This window comes from Phenylobacterium sp. (genome assembly GCF_030651755.1).
Taxonomy (GTDB): domain Bacteria; phylum Pseudomonadota; class Alphaproteobacteria; order Caulobacterales; family Caulobacteraceae; genus Phenylobacterium.
The window spans coordinates 17,717-39,092 of sequence record NZ_JAUSBZ010000048.1 but is presented as its reverse complement, the minus strand read 5'-3'; the positions used below and the strand labels follow the sequence as shown (position 1 = coordinate 39,092).

The following is a 21,376-nucleotide window of genomic DNA, read 5'->3' as shown; positions in this document are numbered from 1 at the left end:
ATGGCGCGGAGAGGGACCGCTAGGACCGCTCCATCCGAGGATGGTGGCCAGGCGTTCTGGGGTCCACGTGACACTGACTGGAGAGAAGCATGGCTGACTATCAATTCGACACGATCACGGAAGCGCAGGCCCTGGCCTACGTCGCCGCAAACGACACTCTGGCTTTCGCGCCCGGCACGAACGCCAGCTCGATCACGGTCCTCTTCATTCCGGCCGCGGGCGCTGCCCGGCTCGGGTGAGCATCACCGTTGGCGGCGTGACCAAGATCTTTGGCGCTGGCATCTACGGCGAAGTCGCGACCACCACCACCGGTTCGCAGCTCTACATCGGCAACGCCGGTGATGACGGCCCGATCGCCGGCACCACCGCCGCGGACGGCATGTACGGTAACGCTGGCAACGACACCCTGACCGCTGGCGAAGGCGCGAACTTCGTCCAGGGCAACGCCGGTAACGACTCGATCACCGCCGGTTCCTCGGCCGACAATCTGTACGGCGGCCAAGGCGACGACACCATCTCGGCTGGCGCTGGCAACAACTTCGTCCATGGCAACATGGGCAATGACTCCATCCTCGGCGGCTCTGCCTCCAACCAGGCTGAAACCCTGCTGGGCGGTCAAGGCAACGACACCGTCACCGGTGGCGCTGGCGCGGACTACCTCAATGGCAACCTTGGCGATGACGTCCTCACGGGCGGCGCCGGCAACGACACCATCCTGGGTGAAGGCGGTAACGACGTCGCCAATGGCGGCACCGGCAACGACTCCATCGACGGCGGCGAAGGCAACGACACCCTGAACGGTGACGATGGCAACGACACCATCTTCGGCGGCGTTGGCACCGACAGCATCACCGGCGGCGACGGCAACGACTTCCTGCAGGGCAACACCGGCGCCGACACCATCGTCGGTGGCGCTGGCAATGACTCCATGTACGGCGGTCAGGACAACGACCAGATCAGCGCCGCCAGCGGCAACAACTGGGCGAACGGTAACCTCGGCGACGACACCATGGCCGGTGGTACGGGCAATGACACCCTCCTGGGCGGTCAGGGCAACGACACCATCCAAGGCACCGCGGGCACCAACTTCCTGAACGGCAACCTGGGCAACGACTCCATCCTGGGCGGCACCGGCAACGACTCCATCTACGGTGAAGGCGGCAACGACGTCCTCGATGGCGGCGCTGGCAACGACTACGTCGATGGCGGCGAAGGCAACGACGTCCTGCGCGGCGACGCTGGCAACGACACCCTGATCGGTGGCGATGGCAACGACAACCTGGACGGCGGCGGTGACAACGACAGCCTTTCGGGCGGCGCTGGCACCGACACCATCGTCAGTGGCGCTGGCAACGACACCATCTCCGGTGGCGACGGCAACGACACCATCGATGCGACCGGCGGCGGCAACAACAGCATCCTCGGCGATGCTGGTAACGACACCATCACCGCTGGCGCCGGCAACGACACCATCAACGGTGGCGATGGCGATGACCGCATCACCCTGGGCGACGGCTCCAATGTCGGCCTCGGCGGCGCGGGCAACGACTCGATCCTCGGCGGCGCTGGTAACGACACCATCACCGGCGGTGCGGGCGTTGACACCATGACCGGCGGCGCGGGCGATGACCGCTTCGTCTTCGCGGTGGGCGACACCTCGACGACTGCGGGCTCGATCGACCGCATCACCGACTTCACCACCGGTGGCGGCACCGACACGATCAGCTTTGGCATCACCGCCACGGCGACCAACTATGTCGAACTCAACGTCGGCACCTACGCCCAGGCTCTGATCGACGCTTCGGCGCTGATCAACTCCGGCTCGCGTGACATCGTTGCGGTTCAGGTCGGCGCCGACGTGTTCGTGTTCGCGGACATCGCTGGCAACAACCAGGTGACCGGTACCGTCCAACTGATGGGTATCGACAACACCGCGATCTCGACGGCCAACTTCGTCGCCTAAGACGAGTTTCTATCGAGACAGAACTGTGGGGGCCGTCCTTCGGGGCGGCCCCCTTTTCTATGGGCCAACCACCGGGCTGGCGGCCAAGGTGAAGCCTGGTCTTGCGCCCCACGCTCAAGGGATTAATCCCATCGTCCATGAGCAACGCGGCCATCTATCTTCATCCTGACGGCTACCAGACCCATCGCCCCCAGCTGATGGGCCGCCATTCGGCGGGCGAGAGTTTCCTTCGCGGTTTCCTGCGCCATGCCGCGGTCGACCGATTTCACTTCTGGAAGGGCGGGCTTTTCCCTCACGAGGCCTATGAGGCCCTGATCTCGGGGGAGGGCCGTCTGCGCCGGGACGGCCGCTGGATCGCGCCGCGTAACCGGCAGGGCCTCTCCGACCCCGGCTGCGTCTTCATTCCCAGCCCGACCATCGGCCAGGAGTCCTGGTGGCGCCGCCGCTATGGCCCGGCCCATTACAGCCTGTGCGGTCTGACCCACACCACCGCCACCCACCGGGCTATCGCCGCCCTGGAGGAGCTGCTGACCTGCCCCACGGAGAGCTGGGACGGCCTGATCTGCACCTCGGCCGCTGTGCGGACCAGCGTGGAAACCCAGCTGGCCCTGATCGCCGACGATCTCCGCGGCCGGCTCGGCGCCACGCGCCTGCCTACGCCACAGCTGGCCACCATTCCCTTAGGCGTCAACGGCGACGACTTCGCCTTCGACCCTGTCGCGCGCAAGGCCTGGCGTGAGCGCCTCGACATTCCCGAAGGCGCCACGGTGGCCCTCTATGTCGGCCGCCTCAACGCCCAGACCAAGATGAACCCGGCCCTGATGGCCATGGCCCTGGAACAGGCCGCTCAAGCGACGGGCAAGCCGGTCTATTGGATCGTGTCCGGCTGGTCGGCCAACCCCGAGGCCTGGGAGAACTTCCACGCCGCCACCCGCGCCTTCTGTCCCAGCATCGGCTACCGCCCGGTGGACGGGCGTGAGGCCGGAACCCGGTTCTCCATCTGGTCGGCCGCGGATCTCTTCATCTCCTTCTCTGACAACATCCAGGAGACCTTCGGCCTGACCCCGGCCGAGGCCATGGCCGCAGGCCTGCCCTGCGTGGTCACCGACTGGGATGGCTATCGCGACACCGTGCGCCATGGGATCGACGGCTTTCGGATCGCCACCTATGCCCCCCGGCCAGGCCTGGGGGAGGACCTGGCCTTCAACCACGACAATGGCTGGGTCGGTTACGATCACTATGTCGGCGCGGCCGCCCAGATGACGGCGATGGATATGACCGCGGCGACGGCGGCGCTGGTCGCCCTGATCGACAGTCCCGATCTCCGCCGCCAGATGGGCGCGGCCGGACGCCAGCGGATCGTTCAGGACCTCGACTGGTCGCAGGTCATTCCCCGCTACCAGGCCTTCTGGGGCGATCTCGCCGAGCGTCGCGCAGCCGCCCAGCCTGAGGCGCCGGACCTGGCGCGCCGCCGCGTCAATCCCCGGCGAAGCGACCCCTTCACCCTGTTCGCCGCCTATCCTACCCGTCCCCTCGCAGCGGATGACCGCCTGGGCCCCGGGGCGGCTCCGGACTGGGCCGCAGCGACTGAGGTCCTGTCACGCAACCTCGCCCAGGCCGGGCGCTGGGCCCTGGCGGGCCTGGAGGAGTGCGAAGCCGCCTTCAATCTCGCCTGCGCCCCCGGAGGCGCCACCGTGGCCGAAATCCTCGCCGCGGCGCCGGCCCCCCGTCGCCCCTATGTGGAGCGCTCCCTGCTCTGGCTGATGAAGTTCGATCTGCTGCGCCTCGGCGAGCCGGCCGTGGTCGCGCACGACGTCGCCGGCGATCCAGACAGCCAGCCGCCCATTCCCTGACGGGCGGACAGGCTCAGAAATGACGGGAAGGGGCCGCACCAGGCGGCGGCCAAAGGCCGGGCCATAGCTGGCATGGATACTATGGCCCGGCCGAAGCGACACAGCCCTGGAGAGTTCGGCTGACACTAAACTGTAGCTTAGTCCGCCCGGCCTTGAAAGAGGCTGAAACCCGTCCCAGCCGGATCACGCGAATTTGTCCCAGGGACACCGCGCGCCACAAAGCCGAACCCGACCTCGGGTCGGGGCCAGCCTTCCCGGCGCCGGCGCGCCCTCGTCAGAAGCTGATCTGGAAGACCTGTTCCAGGGCGCGGCGGCCGCCGCGCTCCACCCAGTATTCGGCGCGGTAGACGCCCCGGGTCCAGCCCTGGGCCGGGGTGCGCCGCCCGGCATAGAGCAGGTATTGCGCCTTGGGCGCGTCCAGAGGATCGATCCGGGTCTCGGCGACCACGGCGCCGTCCGGCCCGGTCACCTTCAGGAACTGCACGTCGCCGGCCTCCAGGCCGATGGCGCGGACATAGGCCACCAGGGCCGCGGCGCTGGCTGACGGCGCCGGGATCGCGGCCTCTTCCACCGCCTCCATGGAGACGGCGCCGGAGGAAAAGCCGGTGTTGAGCACTGCGCCACGGCGATAGACCATCTTGTCGGCTGCGGCCTGCGACCATAGGGCCCCGCGGGCTTCGCACACCCGGGCGTCGGCATGGGGGGCGAAGGGATCGACGACCGTCCCGTCCTTGCGGACGGTGAAGTGGAGGTGGGGATATTCCGTCTGTCCCGACAGGCCGATGCGCCCCAGAACCTGACCGAGCTCCACGGTGTCGCCCTCGGTCACCTGCAGGCTGCCCTGGGCCAGGTGGCAGTACTGGGTCTCCCAGCCTTCCCCATGGTCGACCACCACGCCGTTGCCGCACTCGACCCCGTCAACCGCAGCGATCCCCGTAGTCCGCACCGAAACATCGGCCACCCCGTCCCGCAGGCGGCTGACCCGGCCCGGCGCGGCCGCCAGGACGCTCACCCCGGCCCGCTGGGCGGCCATGTCCGGGATGCGGATGTCGGTGCCGTTGTGGTCATGATAGCTGCGGCTGGCGCAGAAATAGTCCTGCGCCCCGGGGCCTGGATCGCGGTCCACATAGTTCTGGATCTCGCAGGTCTGACCCATGATGCAGTCGACGGGGAAGGCCAGCTCAGGACCCAGGCGCTCGGCCTCGCCCAGACTGGCGGCCTCCCGCGGCGAACAGGCGCTGATCGCCACGACGGCGAGGCTGATCAGATAGACGCGCCGGAACGTCCCGGGTCGATTGAGTGGAGGCATGGGCCATCCATCCCCCAATCCCCTGACAGAAATGTGGCGAGGCCCCAGCCGCCCCATGCGCTCAGGGATAGGAAATCCCCGTCAAGCTCTGCAGCTGGCTCATGTCTTCCGCATAGACCCGCCGAAGGACCTCCCGGTCGGCCTGGGTGAGGACGGAGGGATAGGCGATGTCCTGGGCCACATGCACCCGCCGGGGCCGTGGCGGGGGCGGCGGGTCGACGCCGAGAAACGGGCTGATCTGGCCGAGCACGGCGGCAGGATCGGCTTCGAGGTCTTCGGCCCGCAGACAACACACCTGCTCGGCGGGGAAAAGGCTCAGCAGATGGCTGATCTGCGCCCCGTAGAAGCCCCGCTCCACATAGCTGAATTCCCGATGATAGCCCCAGGGCTGCGCCTCAAAGAGCCGGGCCCGTCCCCGGCGGACGCACCAGTCAAAGGGGGCGGTCTCCACCCCCCGGGCATATTCCATCTTCCAGTGGGAAAAGGCCCGCTCCACCGGATCGCGGAGCATGACGATCAACCGGACCTGCGGATTATAGGCCCGGATGCGCTCCAGACTGTTCTTCCAATAGAGATAGATGGGCGTGGCCTCGCCCCACACCCGGCTGCGGTCGGCCAGGTCGAAATGGGCGTGATAATCGTCATAGTCCGGGTTGGACCAGTCCCTGGTCTCATCGTCGAAGAAGTGGACCTCCTTGACGTCCGACAGGCCAAGCCGCGGATGCTCGCCCAGATAGTCAAAAAGCGCCGTAGTGCCGGCCTTCTGCGCGCCGACGATGATGAAGTCGATTTTCGGCTGCAAGCCTGTCCCCTGTTCCGTCCGCGCGGCGCCCTCTCTGCGGGATACGGCTTCATCGCCGCGCCGACACGCGATAAGAGAGAGCGACAAAGCGGGCTCGCCTTCACCATCGGCCCGTCAGAAACGGCATACAAGGTCGGGGTCTTGATCACCATTATCGACGAAGAGCGCGGCGAAGTCGTCGTCCGCGAGGGCGACACTGAAACGCGCCACAGCCTCTCCACCGCCGAAGGCTTCGCCGCGGCGTCTAAGGCCTGGGTCCGGGCGACGTGGGATTCCAAATACGTCTATTCCTTCGCCTGGATGGGCCGGCCGATCATTCAGCTGCCGGAGGACATGGTCCGCCTGCAGGAAGTGATCTGGGACTTAAAGCCCGACGTGCTGGTGGAGACCGGCGTGGCCCATGGCGGGTCGCTGGTCTTCTACGCCTCCCTGTTCGAAGCCATGAACAAGGGCCGGGTGATCGGCATCGATATCGAGATCCGGCCGCACAATCGCACCGCCATCGAAGCCCATCCGATGAAGAAGCGGATCGAGCTGATCGAAGGCTCGTCCACCGCCCCTGAGGTGGTCGAACAGGTCAAGGCGCAGATCAAGCCGGGCGAGACCGTGCTGGTGGTCCTCGACTCCAACCACACCAAGGGCCACGTGCTCGACGAGCTGCGCGCCTATGCCGACATGGTGCCCGTGGGCTCCTATATCGTCGCCACCGACGGGATCATGGAGCAGGTGGTCGGCGGCCCCCGCACGGCCGAGGACTGGACCTGGAACAATCCCCGCCGGGCGGTGCATGAGTTCGTGGCGGAGGATAAGCGCTTCATCATCGAAGAACCGACCTTCCCCTTCAATGAAGGGGTGGTGAAGGACCGGGTCACCTACTGGCCCGACGCCTTCGTCAAGCGGATCGCCTGAGCGTCAGCCAGGGGGGAGGTACTGCGATGAAAGTCGTCATCCTGGCCGGCGGCCTGGGCACCCGGATTTCCGAGGAAAGCCACCTGCGGCCCAAGCCGATGATCGAGGTCGGCGGCCGGCCGATCCTCTGGCACATCATGAAGATGTTCTCCCACCACGGGTTCAACGAGTTCGTCGTGTGCCTGGGCTACAAGGGCTATGTGGTGAAGGAGTATTTCGCCAACTACGTCCTGCACAACGCCGACTTCACCGTCGACCTGGCCAATCGCGCCATCGACTACCACGCCACCAAGCACGAGCCTTGGAAGGTCACCCTGGTGGACACCGGGGCCGACACCATGACCGGCGGCCGGCTGAAGCGGGTGCGGGAATTCCTGACGCCTGGCGAGCCCTTCTTCTTCACCTATGGCGACGGGGTGGCCGATGTGGACCTCACGGCCCTGGCGAAATTCCATGCCGACCACGGCAAGCGCGCGACCGTCACCGCTGTGGCGCCCCCTGGCCGCTATGGCGCCCTTGAAATGACCGGCGACCGGGTGGACCGGTTTGTGGAAAAGCCCCCCGGCGACAATGGCCTGATCAATGGCGGCTTCTTCGTCCTTGATCCCTCGGTGATCGACCGGGTCGAGAATGACGCCACCGTCTGGGAGCTTGGCCCCCTGGAGGGCCTGGCCGCCGACGGCGAGCTGATCGCCTATCGCCATGACGGCTTCTGGGCCGCCATGGACACCCTGCGCGACAAGAACCAGCTAGAGAGCCTGTGGGCGTCCGGCCAGGCGCCTTGGCGCCAATGGGCATGAGCCGGCCCGAGCCGGGCTTCTGGGCCGACAAGCGCGTCCTTCTGACCGGTCACACCGGCTTCAAGGGCGCCTGGACGGGCCAATGGCTCGCCCGCATGGGCGCCCATGTGACGGGTCTGGCGCTGGCGCCAGACCAGACCCCGGCGCTCGCCGACCTGGCCGGCTATGACCATCTGGCCGCCTCGCACATCGTCGATCTGCGTGACCGCCGCGCCGTCATGGATGTGGTCGCAGGCCAGCCCTTCGACCTCGTGCTGCACATGGCCGCCCAGCCCATCGTGCGCGCAGCCATCGAAGATCCCGTCGGCGCGTTTTCCACCAACATCATGGGCACAGCCCACCTGCTGGAGGCCTTAAGGGACGAGGACGCCCTGCGGGCTGTCCTGGTGATCACCTCGGACAAGGTCTACGCCAATAATGACGGCGGCCGGGCCTTCCAGGAGGGCGACGCGCTCGGCGGCAAGGATCCCTATTCGGCGTCGAAGGCCTGCGCCGAGATTGTGACGTCCAGCTTCGCCCGCTCCTATTTCGACAAGGCCGGCGTGCCGGTGGCCACCGCCCGGGGCGGCAATGTGATCGGCGGCGGCGACTTCTCCCGCGACCGCCTGGTGGCCGATATCGTCCGCGCCGCCCGGGCCGGGGAGACCACCGTCCTGCGTCACCCGGAGGCCACGCGCCCCTGGCAGCATGTGCTCGACTGCGTGGCCGGCTACCTCGTCTTCGCCCAGGCCCTGGCCCAGAACCCCGACACCCCGCGCGCCCTGAACTTCGGCCCCCGGCCCGGCGCCGCCGAGATCACGGTCGGCGACCTCGCCACCCAGGCCATCGCCGCCCTGGACGCCGCCCCCTGGCGCCATGAAGTGGACCCGGCCTCCATCGAGGCGAAAAGCCTCGCGGTGGACGCGAGCCTCGCCCGCCGAAGCCTCGACTTCGAGAGCCTGCTCGATGGCCCGACCGCGGTCGCCTGGACCATGGACTGGTACCGCCGTCAGGGGCAGGGCGAGGCCGCCCGGGACCTCTGCCTGGCGCAGATCGAGACCTACGAAAGCCTGTGATGACGACCCCTGTCTGCCGTTTCTGCCGCACGCCGCTCACCCACACCCTGGTGGACCTGGGCCGTCAGCCCTTGGCCAACAGCAACCTGACCGCCGAGCAGTTGGCCGCCGGGACTGAGAAGACCTATCCCCTGCATGCCCGGGTCTGCGCCGAGTGCTTCCTGGTGCAGGTGGACGATCCCGTCGCCGCAGATGAGATCTTCGATTCCGGCTACGCCTACTTCTCGTCCTACTCGGCCAGCTGGGTGGAGCACGCCCGCCGCTACGCCGAGGCGATGATCGCCCGCTTCGGCCTGGGGCCTGACTCCCTGGTGGTCGAGATCGCCTCCAACGACGGCTATCTGCTGCAGCATTTCAAGACAGCCGGCGTGCCCGTGCTGGGGATCGAGCCCACCGCCAACACCGCCCAGGCGGCTGTCGAGAAGGGCGTGCCCACCGAGGTGATGTTCTTCCATGGCGAGACCGGCAAGGCCCTGGCCGCGCGGGGGATCAAGGCCGACCTGATGGCGGCCAATAATGTGCTGGCCCATGTCCCCGACATCGGCGGCTTCGTGGCCGGCTTCCGGGAGGTGCTGAAGCCCGAAGGCGTGCTGACCTTCGAGTTCCCGCACTTCCTGAACATGCTGGAGATGGTGCAGTTCGACACCATCTATCACGAGCACTTCTCCTACCTGTCCCTGCTGGCGGTGGCCCAGGTGCTGCGGGCCAACGGCCTGCGCGCCTTTGACGTGGAGCTTTTGCCCACCCACGGGGGGTCGCTGCGCCTGTTCTGCGCCCATGAGGCGTCGAGCCACCAGGAGACTGAAGCGCTCAAGACTCTGCGAGCCCGCGAGGCCGCGGCCGGTCTGCACAAACTCGAGACCTATGAAGGCTATGCCGCCCGGGTCGATGAGGTGCGCGACAGCTTCCTGGCCTTCCTTCGTCAGGCCAAGGCCGAGGGCAAGACGGTGGCCGCCTATGGCGCGGCGGCCAAGGGCAACACCTTCCTCAACTATGCCGGTGTGGGGCCCGACGACATCGTCTGCGCCTTCGACGCCAATCCGCACAAGCAGGGCCGCTTCCTGCCCGGCAGCCATGCGCCGATCTATGGCCCCGACAGGGTGGCCGAGGTGAAGCCCGACTATGTGCTGATCCTGCCCTGGAACCTGAAGGACGAGATCATGGGCCAGCTGGCCTATATCCGCGACTGGGGCGGCCGGTTCGTCATCGCCTCGCCGGCCACCCAGGTCCTCGACTGATGCGCTTTTCGCCCACGGAGATCGCGGGCGTCGTCGTGGTCGACACCGACCCTGTCCTGGACGACCGCGGCGCCTTCGCCCGGTTGCATTGCCCGGTGGAGTTCGCCGACGCCGGCATCGACTTCGTCCCGGCCCAGACCAGCCTGTCGCGCAACACCGCCGCCTTCACCCTGCGCGGCATGCACTATCAGACCGTCCCGCACGGAGAGACCAAGCTGGTGCGGGTTGTCCGGGGACGGATTTTCGATGTCGCGCTCGACCTGCGTCCCGGCAGCGCCACCCTTGGCCGCTGGACTGGGGTTGAGCTGGACGCACAGGACGGCCGGGCCCTGTTCATCCCCGAAGGCGTCGCTCACGGGTTCCTGACCCTGGAGCCCGACACCGACGTGCTCTACCAGATCGCGCCCCTGTTCGAGCCGGGCCACGGGGTCGGCGTGCGCTGGAACGATCCGGCCTTCGCCATCACCTGGCCCGCCCGGCCGCAGGTGATCTCCGAGCGGGACGCCAGCTATCCGGATTTCGTCCCCGAGGCCGGGCCAGGAGGCCGCTGATGCTGAAGATCGATCCCACCGCCACCATCTCGCCCCTGGCGGACATTGAGCGCTCCGTGCGCGGCACGCTGATCGAGATCGGACCCCGCGTGCTCATCGACTCCTTCGTCAAGATCAAGGCCGTCGGCGGCGACGGCGAGGTGGTCATCGGCGCGGACTCGGCGGTCAATTCCGGCACCGTGATCTACACCGGCAATGGGGTGCGGATCGGCGAGGGCGTGCTGATCGCCGCCAACTGCACGCTTGCCCCCACCAACCACCAGATCGCCGACCGCAACGCCCGCATCCGCGACCAGGGCTTCATGGACAGCCGGGGCGGCATCGTCATCGAGGATGATGTCTGGCTGGGCGCCGGCGTCGTGGTCCTCGACGGCGCGGTGATCGGCAAGGGCTGTGTCGTGGCCGCCGGCTCTGTGGTCCGCGGCGCCCTTGAGCCCTACGGGATCTATGCCGGCGTCCCGGTCCGACGCATCAGCGAGCGCGGCAAGAGGTGAGCGGCTGGACCATCATTGGGGCCGGGGGCTTCATTGGCGGGCGCCTGGCCCAGGCCCTGCGTGATCGGGGCGAGGCGGTCTATGCGCCAGCCCGGGGCGATCCAGCCCTGTTCGAACGCGATCTCGGCCGGGTCTTTTACTGCGCCGGCCTGACCGGCGACTTCGCCGTCCGGCCCTTCGACACGGTCGAGGCCCATGTCACCTTGCTGGCCCAGGTGCTCTCACAGGCCCGGTTTGATCGGCTGATCTACCTGTCGTCCACAAGGCTCTATGACAGCCTTGGCGCGGCCGGCGGGCGGGAAGACGACATCCTGGCCTTTGATCCCGCCGCCCCGCGCAACGTCTATGATCTCTCCAAGGCCCTGGGCGAGAACCTGACCCTGGCCAGGTCCGGAGGCCGCGGCGCCGTCGCCCGCCTGTCCAATGTTTTCGACCTTGCCCCTGGCGCCAGCGGCTTCCTGCCCGAACTCCTGCAGAAGGCGCGGCGGTCTCGGGAGATCACCCTGGACTCTGTCCCGGGCGCCGTCCGCGACTATGTCCACGCTGATGACGTGATCGCCGCCCTGTTGGCCATGGGCGAAAGCCAAACCCCGGGCGTCGTGAATGTGGCCAGCGGCCAGAACGTCTCCAACGCCGACCTGGCCCAGGTCTTTGGGGCGGCCGGCTGGACCCTGAACCTGACGCCGGACCGCCCCATGCCCGCGGCTCCTCACTGCGCCATCGACAGGCTCCAGGCGCTGGGGATCGCGCCCCAGGACCCCCGCCAGCTGATCGCCGAGGCGCTTGCCGCGCCGGGCTTCTTCCTAGGCTAGGGCCTTCGCGGCCGGCGTTTCATTGGCGGCCTTGTGTGCCGTCACCGCCGCCTCCAGCATCTTGTAGAAGTCGGCGGCGAAGGTCTTGGTCTGTCCCAGACGGCTGGCCTTGAGGGTCGGCCGCAGCTCCCGCCGCAGCTTGCGCAGGCGCTCCACGTCGCCCGCCAGCTTCACCGCGGCGTCGCGGTAGCCGTCCATGTCGCCGGCGCAGAGGTCATGCAGGCCGGCATTGCCGAGGATGGAGCAGCTCAACCGCTCAAACAGACCCGCCCCCACCAGGGTGACCACCGGCACGCCCATCCACAACGACTCGCACGTGGTGGTGCCGCCGGTCTGGGGGAAGGTGTCCAGGGAGATGTCCATCTCATTGTAGAAGGGCATGTGGGCGCCCCGCACCGCCTCGAAGCGCAGGCGATCTCGGCTGACCCCCTCGGCCTCGAAGATGGCCGTGATGTTGTCCCGGAAGGCCGCCGTGCCCCCTTCGGGTCGCACGAACATGAAACGGGAACCTGGGACCGCGGCGGTCACCTTGGCCCATTCGGCGACCATGGCCCGGCTGTACTTGTAGGGGTTGTTGGCTGTGCCGAAGGTCACATAGCCATTGGCGACCACCGGAGGCTCGGCCGCCATGGGCCGTTCGGGAAAGGCCAGTTCGCCCATGGCGATCCAGCTGGACGGCATCAGCAGGGGCTTTTCGATCAGCAATTCCCGCCGGCTGGGAACCAGGTAGGGGTCGATGATCAGGTAGTCGATGGTGTCCAGGCCCGAGGAGTGCGGATAGCCCAGCCAGCTGGCCTGCAGGGGCGCAGGCTTCCAGGCCATCACATTGAGCTTGTTCATATGGGTCGAGCCGCCCAGCTCGATCAGCATGTCCAGCTGGTCGTCACAGATCATCTGGGCGGCGTCGAAGTCGCTGATCTCCTGCTCCCAGCGGAAGACGTCCACCAGATCGGCGATGCGCTTCTGCAGGCTGTCTTCCTGCCCCTGATAGTAGGAGTAGCAATAGATCTCGAAGCGATCGCGGGGGATGTTCTCGAACAGGGGCAGGGAGAAGTAGGCCACCGGATGCATCCGCAGGTCCGAGGACATGATCCCGATCCGGATCTTGCCATTCTCGGGCCGTGGCGCTTTCGGACGTCGCAGGGGATAGCGCTTCACCCGCCCCTGGACGAGCTCACCCCAGGTCCGGTGCTGGAAGATCAGCTCGTCGCGGTCCTCCGGGGCCTTCACCCGGGAGAGCTGGCTCAGCAAGGCCGTGTGGCGCCCCTCTTCGGCCCACATGCGCCCGGTGGCCTTGAAGTCGCACACCGCATCCAAGCCCTCGAAATCCGCCACCCGGGACAACACCTCCGAGGCGACCTTCAACTGGGCCGGGCCGCTCAGGGGACCCAGGGCGCTGGCGGCCTTCAGCTCGGTATAGGCGTCGTCCAGATGGGCGGCCTCATTCCCGTGGCGTGAGCGCACCAGGCTTTCCACCAGGGCCATCCTGTAGTCCCGGTCGTCGGGCTTCAGCTCCACGGCCCGACGCAGGTGCGTATTGGCCCGGGGACGGTCGATGTCGGAGATCACGGCGCCCAGCTGGTAGTGCGCCCAGGGCTCATCGGGACGGGTCTTGAGGACCTCAAGAATATAGGCCTCCGACAGGCGGAGCTTCTGGCCCCGGCGAAGGGCGACGGCCTTGGCCTCCATCAACCGGGGCGAGTCCTGGGACTTGAGCGCCTCTTCCAAGACCGCCACGGCGGCGTCGGAGCTCTTGGTTTCGGCCAGCAGGGCCGAGAGATCGAGCCAGGCGTCGATGAGATCGGGTTTCAGTCTAGCCGCCAGGCGGAAGCGCATTTCCGCCTTGTCGAACTCCTCCGACCGCCACAGCCCCCGGCCCAGGGCCCGCTGCATTTCCGCATTGGTCGGAGCGTTGCGGACCAGTCGGCTGAAGATGGCCACCGCGCCGGGGCCATCCTTCAAATCATTGAGAACATTGCCCTTGTTCTGTTGCAGGCCCTCGTTCTTCGGCTGGACCTTGAGGCCGGCGTTGAGGGCCTTCAGCGCCTCCTCAGGACGCCCCAGGCGGCGCAGACAGACCCCGAGAATGTTCCAGAGGTCGGCGTCCCGGGGATAGACCTCAAGGCCGGCGCGGGACCAGTCCGCGCCCTTCTCGTACAGACCCTTGCGATACAGGAGGCTGGTGAAATTCTGATAGAGCCGCTGGGGTGAGCGCGGCTCCTCCGTCAGCAGGGATTCGATCAGGGCGATCCCCTCGTCGAGACGTCCAGCCTGCAGGGCGGCCTCGGCTTCGGCGATCCGATGGGGCATGATCTGGTCCTGGGATGGCTACGGGCGCCCACGCTCCGGGGGCGCGGGAGTCGGCGCAATCCTAGTGACCTGCTGGCCCGGCGCCAACCGTATCGCCCTGCGCTTCGCGCCGGGCCACGTGGTCGGGGCGGGAGAACCGCCACTTCATGGCCAGGATCAGGGCTGAGAGGGTCAGGCAGACCGAATTGGTCAGCATCACCGGCAGGCTGCCGATCATCACCCCATAGGTCACCCAAAGGGAGAAGCCGGACACCGTGACCACATACATGCGCAGGGAGATGGAGCGGGCGTCGCGCTCGCGCCATGTCTTGACGATCTGAGGTGTGAAGCTCGCCATGGAGCAGAGGCCAGCCAGGAAGCCGATCAATTCGGGCAGGAGGGCGCTATCCATGGGTCAGCCTGCCCGGGCCAGTTGGTCGACCCCCCAGCGGGCCGCAAAGGTCTCCGAGAGGTTCAGGCCTGGCGGCGGAGGCCCCGACGCCGTTCCAGCCTGCAGGCAATGGGCCAGGAAGGTCAGGGCCTGGCGGATCGACCCGTCGGAATAGGGCTTGCCGATCACCCCGCAGGCGCCGGCCAGGTCCTCCGGAAGGCGTTTCACATTGGCCGTCATGAACAGCGCCACGGCCTTCCGGTCCTCGAGGATCTTCCGGACCGCGTCGACCCCGGTCGGGCCGTCGGACAGATGCACATCGACCAGGACGATGTCCGGCTGAAGCCGATCGGCAAGCTGGACCGCCGCCTTGGAGTCCAGGGCGTGGCCCACGTCCAGGCAACCGGCCTCGCGGACCAGAAAGCCGAGTTCAACGGCGAGCAGCACCTCGTCCTCGACGATCAACACCGTGAGGGGGCGGGGGTTGGGTGTCGCCAGGGGCCTATCCATGAACTGGAATCTTCATTGTGACCCTCAGGCCGGGCGCCCCCGACTCGAAGGTCAGGGTGGCGCGGAGTTGCTGGGCGAGGAGATGTGTGATGGTGAGGCCAAAGCCTGGCTCGAACGCGCCGCTTGCGGGCAGACCCGGGCCGTCGTCGCAGACCTCGATCACATAGTCCCCGTTCAGACGGCGCACCCGAATGCGCAGGTGTCCGGGCTGGCCGGCGGGCAGGCCATGCTTGAGCGCATTGTCCACCAGTTCATTGACCACCAGGGCGAGCGGGGCGGCCTGGGCGGCGTTGATGTCGATGCGCTCGAGGTCCAGGCGGATGGCGACCTCATCCCGTTCCGGGGAGACATCGCCTATCAGGTCCCGGACAAAGGTCGCCACGTCGAAACGCTCCAGATCGTGGCTCTGGAACAGCCGGCGGTGGACCGTGGCGATGGCGCTCACCCGCGAAAGCATGCGCTCCAGGGCGCCGCGGGTGGTGTCATCCAGGGTCCGCCGGGTCTGCAGCACCAGCAGGGAGGTGATGAGCTGGAGGTTGTTTTTGACCCTATGGTCGACCTCATGCAGCAGGGCGGTGCGGTCAGCCAGGGCCTGTTGGGCGGTCTTGGCCTGTTCCTCCGCAGCGGCCTCGAGGGCCGTCTCAGCGGCCTTGCGGGCGGTGACATCCACCTGTGAGCCGATGAAGTAGATGATCTGGCCCGTGGCGTTTCGGACCGGGCTGATCTGCAGCGCGTTCCAGAAGGGCGTCCCGTCCTTGCGGTAATTCAGGAGGTCGACGCTGACGGCCTCTCCCGCGCTCACCCCCCGGGCCAGGGTCGCACTGGCCTTGGCGTCGGTGTCTGGTCCCTGCAGGAATCGACAATTGCGTCCCAGGACCTCGCTGCGCACATATCCCGTCATCTTCAGGAAGGCGTCATTGACGAAGACCAGGGGCATGTCGGGCGCCTGGGCGTCGACGATGGTCATCGGCATTCGAGTGGCGTGAACGGCCGCGGCGAACGGATCATCGATCCCCGCACGAGGAGCCAGAAGGCTATCGGCCAAAAAACTGTTTCCTTTTCCCGACATGATCGACGTCGCGTTCCCCGGATTTTGCAAACGCCGGCCCCCAGGCCGGGTTCCCCCGTGGGAACGCCGTCCCAGCCTGGTCTGGCCGATCAGCGTTTGGTGTGTCACGCCAATGACACAGGCGTCCGGCTTGGTGGATGATCCGGCGAACGGAGATTCGATTGTGCCGCAGCCGACCCCATCCCTGCCGCCCCACCTGCCGCTGAGGCCCCGTCGGGGCTTTGTCGCCGGACCGGTGGTCATTACCGGCCTGGCGGGCGGACTGGCCCTGGCCGTCCTCACCCTGGTTGGCGAGGCCCATCAGGCCTGGGCCTTGATCCTGGCCGCCGCGGTCTTGGCGGTGACGCTTGTCCAGGCCCGGCGCGCCCGGCAGGAAGCCGCCCGGCTTCAGGCCGAGATGGCGCAGACCCATGTCGAGGTCGCGCCCGGCGCCCTTTCACTGCCCTACACCTCGGTGCTCAACGCCCTGCCTGATCCGGTCATGGTGATCTCGGCCCACGAGCCCGACGACCTGACGGGCCGCCGGTTCGTGATGGTCAACCGGGCGGGCCGGCGGGTGCTGAAGATCCAGCGGGAGGCGGGCCTTCTGGTCACGGCCATTCGAGACCCCGACGTGCTTGAGGTCGTGGATGAAGCCCTGTTCGGCGGCCTCGAGGGGGAGGCGGTCTATGAACCCGGCGGGACCCAGGAACGCATCTTCCGGGTCTATGCCCGACCGCTGGGCGTCGCCAGCGACGGCGCGCAGCTCGCCCTGCTGGTGCTGCACGACGAGACCGACATCCGCCGGGTCGAGCGCATGCGGGCCGACTTCCTGGCCAACGCCAGCCACGAGTTGCGCACCCCTCTGGCCTCCCTCTCGGGTTTCATTGAGACCCTGAGGGGGCACGCCCGCGGCGATGAGGGCGCGCGGGACCGCTTCCTGGGCATCATGCATGTGCAGGCCGAACGGATGTCCCGTCTCATCGATGACCTGATGTCCCTGAGCCGTATCGAGCTCAACGAGCATGTGCGGCCGCTGGAGGAAGTGGATCTGGCCGCCGCCGTGCTCGACGTGATCGACGCCCTGGCCCCCCTGGCCCGCGACAAGGGGGTGGTCCTCGAGGCAGAGACCCCGCCCCGGGGAACGGTCTCGACCATTGGAGACCGGGACCAGGTCATTCAGGTGACCCAGAACCTGGTGGACAATGCGCTGAAATACTCCGTCTCAGGGGGCACGATCCGGATTCTGCTCCAGGCGGACCTGAGCGCCGAGGCCTGTGTCGCCCCGCGGATGGCTGAGGCGGCGCGCCTGTCCCTGCTGACCCCCGATCATGGACCAGAGCGATTCGCCGCCCTGTCGGTGATCGACACTGGCCCCGGCATGGAGCGCGAGCATCTGCCCCGGCTGACCGAACGCTTCTACCGGGTGGAAGGACAAAAGAGCGGCGAAAAGCTCGGAACAGGCCTTGGCCTGGCGATCGTCAAGCACATCGTGAACCGCCATCGCGGGGGCCTGGCGGTCGAAAGCGCCCCAGGGCGGGGCGCTGTCTTCACCGCCTACTTCCCGCTGGCGGAGGGCCCGGCCGCCGACACACCCGACAATTCCCACGATGTCGCAAAAGTGTCATGAAAGTGTCGCGTTTGATCTGCAAACCGCAGGCAGGTTCCGGCCGCGCCAAGCGGGGCGGCGATCGGCCGTCCGGCGCTGTGATGCGCGCCTAGAGCTGCAAGACGAAGGCCTGAATGCTCATCTGGATCGCCCTGTTGGGGCTCATCCTGTTCTCCGCTGCGTCCTACGCGGCCGGTCGCCGCAAGGTGCTCAGCGCCGCGGGGCATCGCCCGAGTCTGCTCCACTCGCTTCCGGGCTACTACGGCGCCTATCTCGCCCTGTGGGCGGCGGCGCCGGCGGCTCTGGTGCTGCTGCTGGTCAGCCTGATGGGCGCCCAGGTCGAAGAACTCATTCTGCGCGGCGATCCGCCGGCGGCCGTGTCGTCGCTTCCGGCCAGCACCCAGGACGTTTTCTACAACGACGTCGTGGCCACCGTGAACGACGGGCAGGTCAGCCAGACCGTCTATGACGGCGCCTTGGGCGACGCCTTCAACGCCAAGCTGGTCCAGGCGAAGGACATCCATCGCAACCTGACCGCCGCCGCCCTGAGCTTGGCCTTCGTCCTCGCCCTGGCCGGTGCGGCCGCGGCCTGGCCGCGGTTGAGCGCCGACTTTGCGGCCCGGCCGCGGGTCGAACGATGGGTCGCGGCCCTGTTCCTGGCCTGCGCGGTGGTCGCCGTCCTGACCACCGTCGGCATTGTCGCCTCCCTGGTCTGGGAAAGCTGGCGCTTCTTCCAGGTGGTGCCGCTCTTCGAATTCCTGTTCGGCATGACCTGGGACCCGCAGATCGCCATTCGCGCCGACCAGGTGGCGTCATCGGGCGCGTTCGGCGCCGTGCCCCTGTTCATGGGCACCTTCCTGATCATGATGATCGCCATGACCGTCGCGGCTCCCGTGGGACTGTTCGCGGCCATCTATCTGTCGGAATATGCGGGCGCCACCACCCGGGCGGTGGTCAAGCCGCTGCTGGAGATCCTCGCGGGCATCCCCACGGTGGTCTATGGCTTCTTCGCCGCCCTGACCGTCGGACCTCTGTTCCGCGGGTTCTTCAACAGCCTTGGCGCGCCCCTTCTGGGCGGGCCGTTCGACGCCCTGGGCCTCTATCTGATGCAGGTTCAGAACCAGATGGCGCTGGTGGCCGGCGCGGTCATGGGGATCATGCTGATCCCCTTTGTCTCGTCCCTGTCGGACGACATCATCAATGCGGTGCCTCAGTCCCTGCGCGACGGCTCGCTGGCCATGGGCGCCACCCGTTCAGAGACCATCACCCGCGTGATCATGCCCGCCGCCCTGCCGGGCGTCATGGGCGCGCTTCTGCTGGCGGTCTCCCGCGCCATTGGTGAGACGATGATCGTCACCATGGCTGCGGGTCTTCAGGCCCGCGCCACCATCAATCCCCTGGACACGGTCACCACCGTGACGGTGCAGATCGTCACCCTGCTCACCGGCGACCAGGAGTTCGACAGCCCAAAGACCCTGTCGGCCTTCGGCCTGGGCCTGACCCTCTTCCTGATCACCCTGATGCTCAACATCGTCGCGTTGCGGATCGTGCAGCGGTACCGGGAACAATATGACTGACGCGGCGCTCACCCCGGCCCAGGCCGCCAAGGCCCGCGCCCGCACCGAGGCCGAAGCCCGGCTGAAGCGGCGCTACCGGGCCGAAGCCCGGTTCCGGCTCTATGGCCGGGCGGCGATCATCCTGGCCCTCACCTTCCTGGTGGTCCTGCTGGGCCGCATTGGTCTGCAGGGCTATTCCACCTTTGTGGACTACAGGGTCAGCCTGCCGGTCCAGGTGGACGCCAATCGGGTGAACCTGGCCGACCTGGGCGGCTCCAACTTCAATCTGATGGTGGCTGAATCGGCCCTGGCGATGCTCGGGGAAGAGGACGATCCCTATGGTCAGGCGTCCTCGCAGATGATGTCCATCCTCTCCGGCGACCTGGGCTTCCAGGTCCTCGACCGCCTGCGGGCCGATCCCTCCCTGGTGGGGCAGACCATCACGGTTCAAGGCCCGATGAAGGCCAATGCCAGCCTCTATTACAAAGGCCAGATCAGCCGCGACACCGAGGTCGGCGGCCGGCTGCTCAGCGACCGGCAACTGGACTGGCTGGATGAGTTGCGCGACCAGGGCCGGGTGACCGGCGGCTTCAACTGGACCTTCCTCTCACGGTCGGACTCGACGGAGCCGGAGCAGGCCGGCGTCCTGGGCGCCGTGATCGGCTCGGCCATGATGCTGTTCGTCACCGCCCTGCTGGCCGCGCCCATCGGGGTCCTGGCGGCCACCTATCTCGAGGAGTTCGCGCCCAAGAACCGTTGGACCGACGTGATCGAGGTCAACATCAACAACCTCGCCGCGGTGCCCTCGATCATCTACGGCCTCCTGGGTCTGGCGGTGTTCATCAATTGGCTGGCCATTCCGCGATCGTCCCCCCTGCTGGGGGGGTTGGTCCTCGCCCTGATGTCCCTGCCGACCATCATCATCGCCACGCGCTCGGCCCTGCGGGCGGTTCCGCCCTCGATCCGTGAGGCGGCCCTGGCGGTCGGGGCCTCACGCACCCAGACGGTGTTCCACCACGTCCTGCCGCTCGCCATGCCGGGCATGATGACCGGCGTCATCCTCTCCCTGGCCCATGCCCTGGGCGAGACCGCGCCTTTGCTGATGATCGGCATGGTCTCCTTTGTCCCGGGCGTGCCGGAAACCCTGACCAGCGCGGCCACGGTCCTGCCCGTGCAGATCTTCATCTGGGAGAACGCCTCGGAGCGGGCCTTCCATGAACGCACAGCCGCGGCCATCATCGTGCTGCTGGTCTTCATGGTGTTGATGAATCTCGTGGCGGTGATCTTGCGTCGACGCTTTGAGCGCCGGTGGTGATCCCCATGCCCTTCCACTCCACCTCAGGTTCGAGTCCGCAGATGACCGCCCAACGCGACGACACCCTGGCCGCGGGGGCCGTGACGGCGCCCCGCTCATCGGCCACGGGCAAGGTTTCCGCCAGCGATGTCAGCGTCTTCTACGGGGAGAAACAGGCCCTGTTCGACGTCAGCCTGGACATGCCCGACCGCATGGTCACCGCCCTGATCGGCCCCTCTGGCTGCGGGAAGTCCACCTTCCTGCGCTGCATCAACCGGATGAATGACACCATCCCCGGCGCCCGGGTGAATGGGCGGATCATCATTGATGGCGAAGACGTCAACGACCGCCAGGTCGACCCCGTCCTGCTGCGGGCCCGGGTGGGGATGGTGTTCCAGAAGCCGAACCCCTTTCCCAAGAGCATCTTCGAGAACGTGGCCTATGGCCCCCGCATCCACGGCTTCGCCACCAGCAAGAGCGAACTCGCCGATATCGTCGAGTCCTCCCTGAAGCGGGCCGGTCTCTGGAAGGAAGTCTCCGACCGCCTGCTGGCGCCAGGCACCAGCCTCTCGGGCGGACAGCAGCAGCGCCTGGTCATCGCCCGGGCCATCGCCGTCAGCCCTGAAGTGATCCTGATGGACGAGCCCTGCTCGGCGCTGGACCCCATCGCCACGGCCAAGATCGAAGAGCTGATCGACGACCTGCGCAGCCAGTACTGCATCGTCATCGTCACCCACTCCATGGCCCAGGCCGCCCGGGTCTCCCAGCGCACGGCCTTCTTCCACATGGGCGCGGTGGTCGAGGCCGGCGCCACCGACGAGATTTTCACCAACCCGCGTGACACCCGCACGCAGGACTACATCACCGGCCGCTTCGGCTGACCGGAAGGACGC

General features: G+C 67.4%; 20 protein-coding genes. 14 read left to right on the top strand and 6 right to left on the bottom strand.

The window, feature by feature from the left end; genetic code table 11:
- The first annotated feature begins 89 nt into the window (after positions 1-89).
- From Q7V15_RS04680 to Q7V15_RS04670, 3 genes are all read left to right on the top strand, one after another.
- Positions 90-239: a hypothetical protein gene (locus Q7V15_RS04680; RefSeq protein WP_304754175.1), complete on the top strand. Its 150-nt coding sequence runs from the start codon at positions 90-92 to the stop codon at positions 237-239.
- Positions 236-1,963, top strand: coding sequence for a calcium-binding protein (locus Q7V15_RS04675; RefSeq protein WP_304754173.1), 1,728 nt, complete (start codon positions 236-238; stop codon positions 1,961-1,963). Before Q7V15_RS04680 ends, Q7V15_RS04675 begins: the two co-directional genes overlap by 4 nt.
- A gap of 137 nt (positions 1,964-2,100) precedes the next feature.
- Positions 2,101-3,816: a glycosyltransferase family 4 protein gene (locus tag Q7V15_RS04670; RefSeq protein ID WP_304754171.1), complete on the top strand. Its 1,716-nt coding sequence runs from the start codon at positions 2,101-2,103 to the stop codon at positions 3,814-3,816.
- 274 nt (positions 3,817-4,090) lie between these two features.
- Here Q7V15_RS04670 and Q7V15_RS04665 read toward each other — a convergent pair whose 3' ends face one another.
- Both Q7V15_RS04665 and Q7V15_RS04660 read right to left on the bottom strand, forming a co-directional pair.
- Positions 4,091-5,125 carry a M23 family metallopeptidase gene (locus Q7V15_RS04665; protein ID WP_304754170.1) on the bottom strand — a complete coding sequence of 345 codons (1,035 nt, stop codon included), beginning with the start codon at positions 5,123-5,125 and terminating at the stop codon, positions 4,091-4,093.
- A 61-nt stretch (positions 5,126-5,186) separates the two neighbouring features.
- Complete coding sequence (locus Q7V15_RS04660; RefSeq protein ID WP_304754168.1) at positions 5,187-5,927, bottom strand: sulfotransferase; 741 nt, start codon at positions 5,925-5,927, stop codon at positions 5,187-5,189.
- 141 nt (positions 5,928-6,068) lie between these two features.
- On the opposite strand from Q7V15_RS04660, the gene Q7V15_RS04655 reads away from it, so the two are divergent.
- From Q7V15_RS04655 to Q7V15_RS04625, 7 genes are read left to right on the top strand one after another with little or no spacing between them, the layout of a single operon-like run.
- Entirely contained in the window at positions 6,069-6,836 is a 768-nt protein-coding gene (locus Q7V15_RS04655) for a cephalosporin hydroxylase family protein (RefSeq protein ID WP_304754166.1), read from the top strand.
- Positions 6,837-6,862: 26 nt separating this feature from the next.
- Positions 6,863-7,636 carry a glucose-1-phosphate cytidylyltransferase gene (gene rfbF / locus Q7V15_RS04650; protein ID WP_304754164.1) on the top strand — a complete coding sequence of 258 codons (774 nt, stop codon included), beginning with the start codon at positions 6,863-6,865 and terminating at the stop codon, positions 7,634-7,636.
- Positions 7,633-8,691, top strand: a complete 1,059-nt coding sequence (gene rfbG, locus Q7V15_RS04645; protein ID WP_304754163.1) for a CDP-glucose 4,6-dehydratase — start codon at positions 7,633-7,635, stop codon at positions 8,689-8,691. Before rfbF ends, rfbG begins: the two co-directional genes overlap by 4 nt.
- The gene (locus Q7V15_RS04640; protein WP_304754161.1) at positions 8,691-9,929 is read left to right on the top strand and encodes a class I SAM-dependent methyltransferase; all 1,239 of its coding nucleotides are present in this window, start codon (positions 8,691-8,693) and stop codon (positions 9,927-9,929) included. Before rfbG ends, Q7V15_RS04640 begins: the two co-directional genes overlap by 1 nt.
- Positions 9,929-10,480, top strand: coding sequence for a dTDP-4-dehydrorhamnose 3,5-epimerase family protein (locus Q7V15_RS04635; protein WP_304754159.1), 552 nt, complete (start codon positions 9,929-9,931; stop codon positions 10,478-10,480). The genes Q7V15_RS04640 and Q7V15_RS04635 overlap by 1 nt, the downstream gene beginning before the upstream one ends.
- Positions 10,480-10,974, top strand: a complete 495-nt coding sequence (locus tag Q7V15_RS04630) for a DapH/DapD/GlmU-related protein (RefSeq protein WP_304754158.1) — start codon at positions 10,480-10,482, stop codon at positions 10,972-10,974. Before Q7V15_RS04635 ends, Q7V15_RS04630 begins: the two co-directional genes overlap by 1 nt.
- The gene (locus tag Q7V15_RS04625) at positions 10,971-11,786 is read left to right on the top strand and encodes an NAD(P)-dependent oxidoreductase (RefSeq protein WP_304754155.1); all 816 of its coding nucleotides are present in this window, start codon (positions 10,971-10,973) and stop codon (positions 11,784-11,786) included. Before Q7V15_RS04630 ends, Q7V15_RS04625 begins: the two co-directional genes overlap by 4 nt.
- Here the strand turns inward: Q7V15_RS04625 and Q7V15_RS04620 are convergent.
- The 4 genes from Q7V15_RS04620 to Q7V15_RS04605 all read right to left on the bottom strand — a co-directional run bounded on the left by Q7V15_RS04620 (position 11,778) and on the right by Q7V15_RS04605 (position 16,021).
- Positions 11,778-14,096: a glycosyltransferase family 41 protein gene (locus tag Q7V15_RS04620; RefSeq protein WP_304754153.1), complete on the bottom strand. Its 2,319-nt coding sequence runs from the start codon at positions 14,094-14,096 to the stop codon at positions 11,778-11,780. The two genes, Q7V15_RS04625 and Q7V15_RS04620, sit on opposite strands and share 9 nt — an antisense overlap.
- A 61-nt stretch (positions 14,097-14,157) precedes the next feature.
- Positions 14,158-14,487, bottom strand: coding sequence for a SemiSWEET family sugar transporter (locus Q7V15_RS04615; RefSeq protein WP_304754151.1), 330 nt, complete (start codon positions 14,485-14,487; stop codon positions 14,158-14,160).
- Positions 14,488-14,490: 3 nt separating this feature from the next.
- Entirely contained in the window at positions 14,491-14,976 is a 486-nt protein-coding gene (locus tag Q7V15_RS04610; RefSeq protein WP_304754150.1) for a response regulator, read from the bottom strand.
- Entirely contained in the window at positions 14,969-16,021 is a 1,053-nt protein-coding gene (locus tag Q7V15_RS04605; RefSeq protein ID WP_304754148.1) for a PAS domain-containing protein, read from the bottom strand. Before Q7V15_RS04605 ends, Q7V15_RS04610 begins: the two co-directional genes overlap by 8 nt.
- Before the next feature lie 187 nt (positions 16,022-16,208).
- Between Q7V15_RS04605 and Q7V15_RS04600 the strand changes: the two genes are divergently transcribed.
- The 4 genes from Q7V15_RS04600 (at position 16,209) to pstB (ending at position 21,364) form a co-directional block, all read left to right on the top strand.
- A complete protein-coding gene (locus Q7V15_RS04600; protein WP_304754146.1) occupies positions 16,209-17,654 on the top strand; it encodes an ATP-binding protein in 1,446 nt (481 codons plus the stop codon).
- Positions 17,655-17,767: 113 nt separating this feature from the next.
- Positions 17,768-19,210 carry a phosphate ABC transporter permease subunit PstC gene (gene pstC, locus Q7V15_RS04595; RefSeq protein ID WP_304754145.1) on the top strand — a complete coding sequence of 481 codons (1,443 nt, stop codon included), beginning with the start codon at positions 17,768-17,770 and terminating at the stop codon, positions 19,208-19,210.
- On the top strand, positions 19,203-20,504 hold the full coding sequence (gene pstA, locus Q7V15_RS04590) for a phosphate ABC transporter permease PstA (RefSeq protein WP_304754143.1): 1,302 nt from the start codon (positions 19,203-19,205) through the stop codon (positions 20,502-20,504). The genes pstC and pstA overlap by 8 nt, the downstream gene beginning before the upstream one ends.
- A gap of 41 nt (positions 20,505-20,545) precedes the next feature.
- Entirely contained in the window at positions 20,546-21,364 is an 819-nt protein-coding gene (gene pstB, locus Q7V15_RS04585; RefSeq protein ID WP_304754142.1) for a phosphate ABC transporter ATP-binding protein PstB, read from the top strand.
- Positions 21,365-21,376 lie beyond the last annotated feature (12 nt).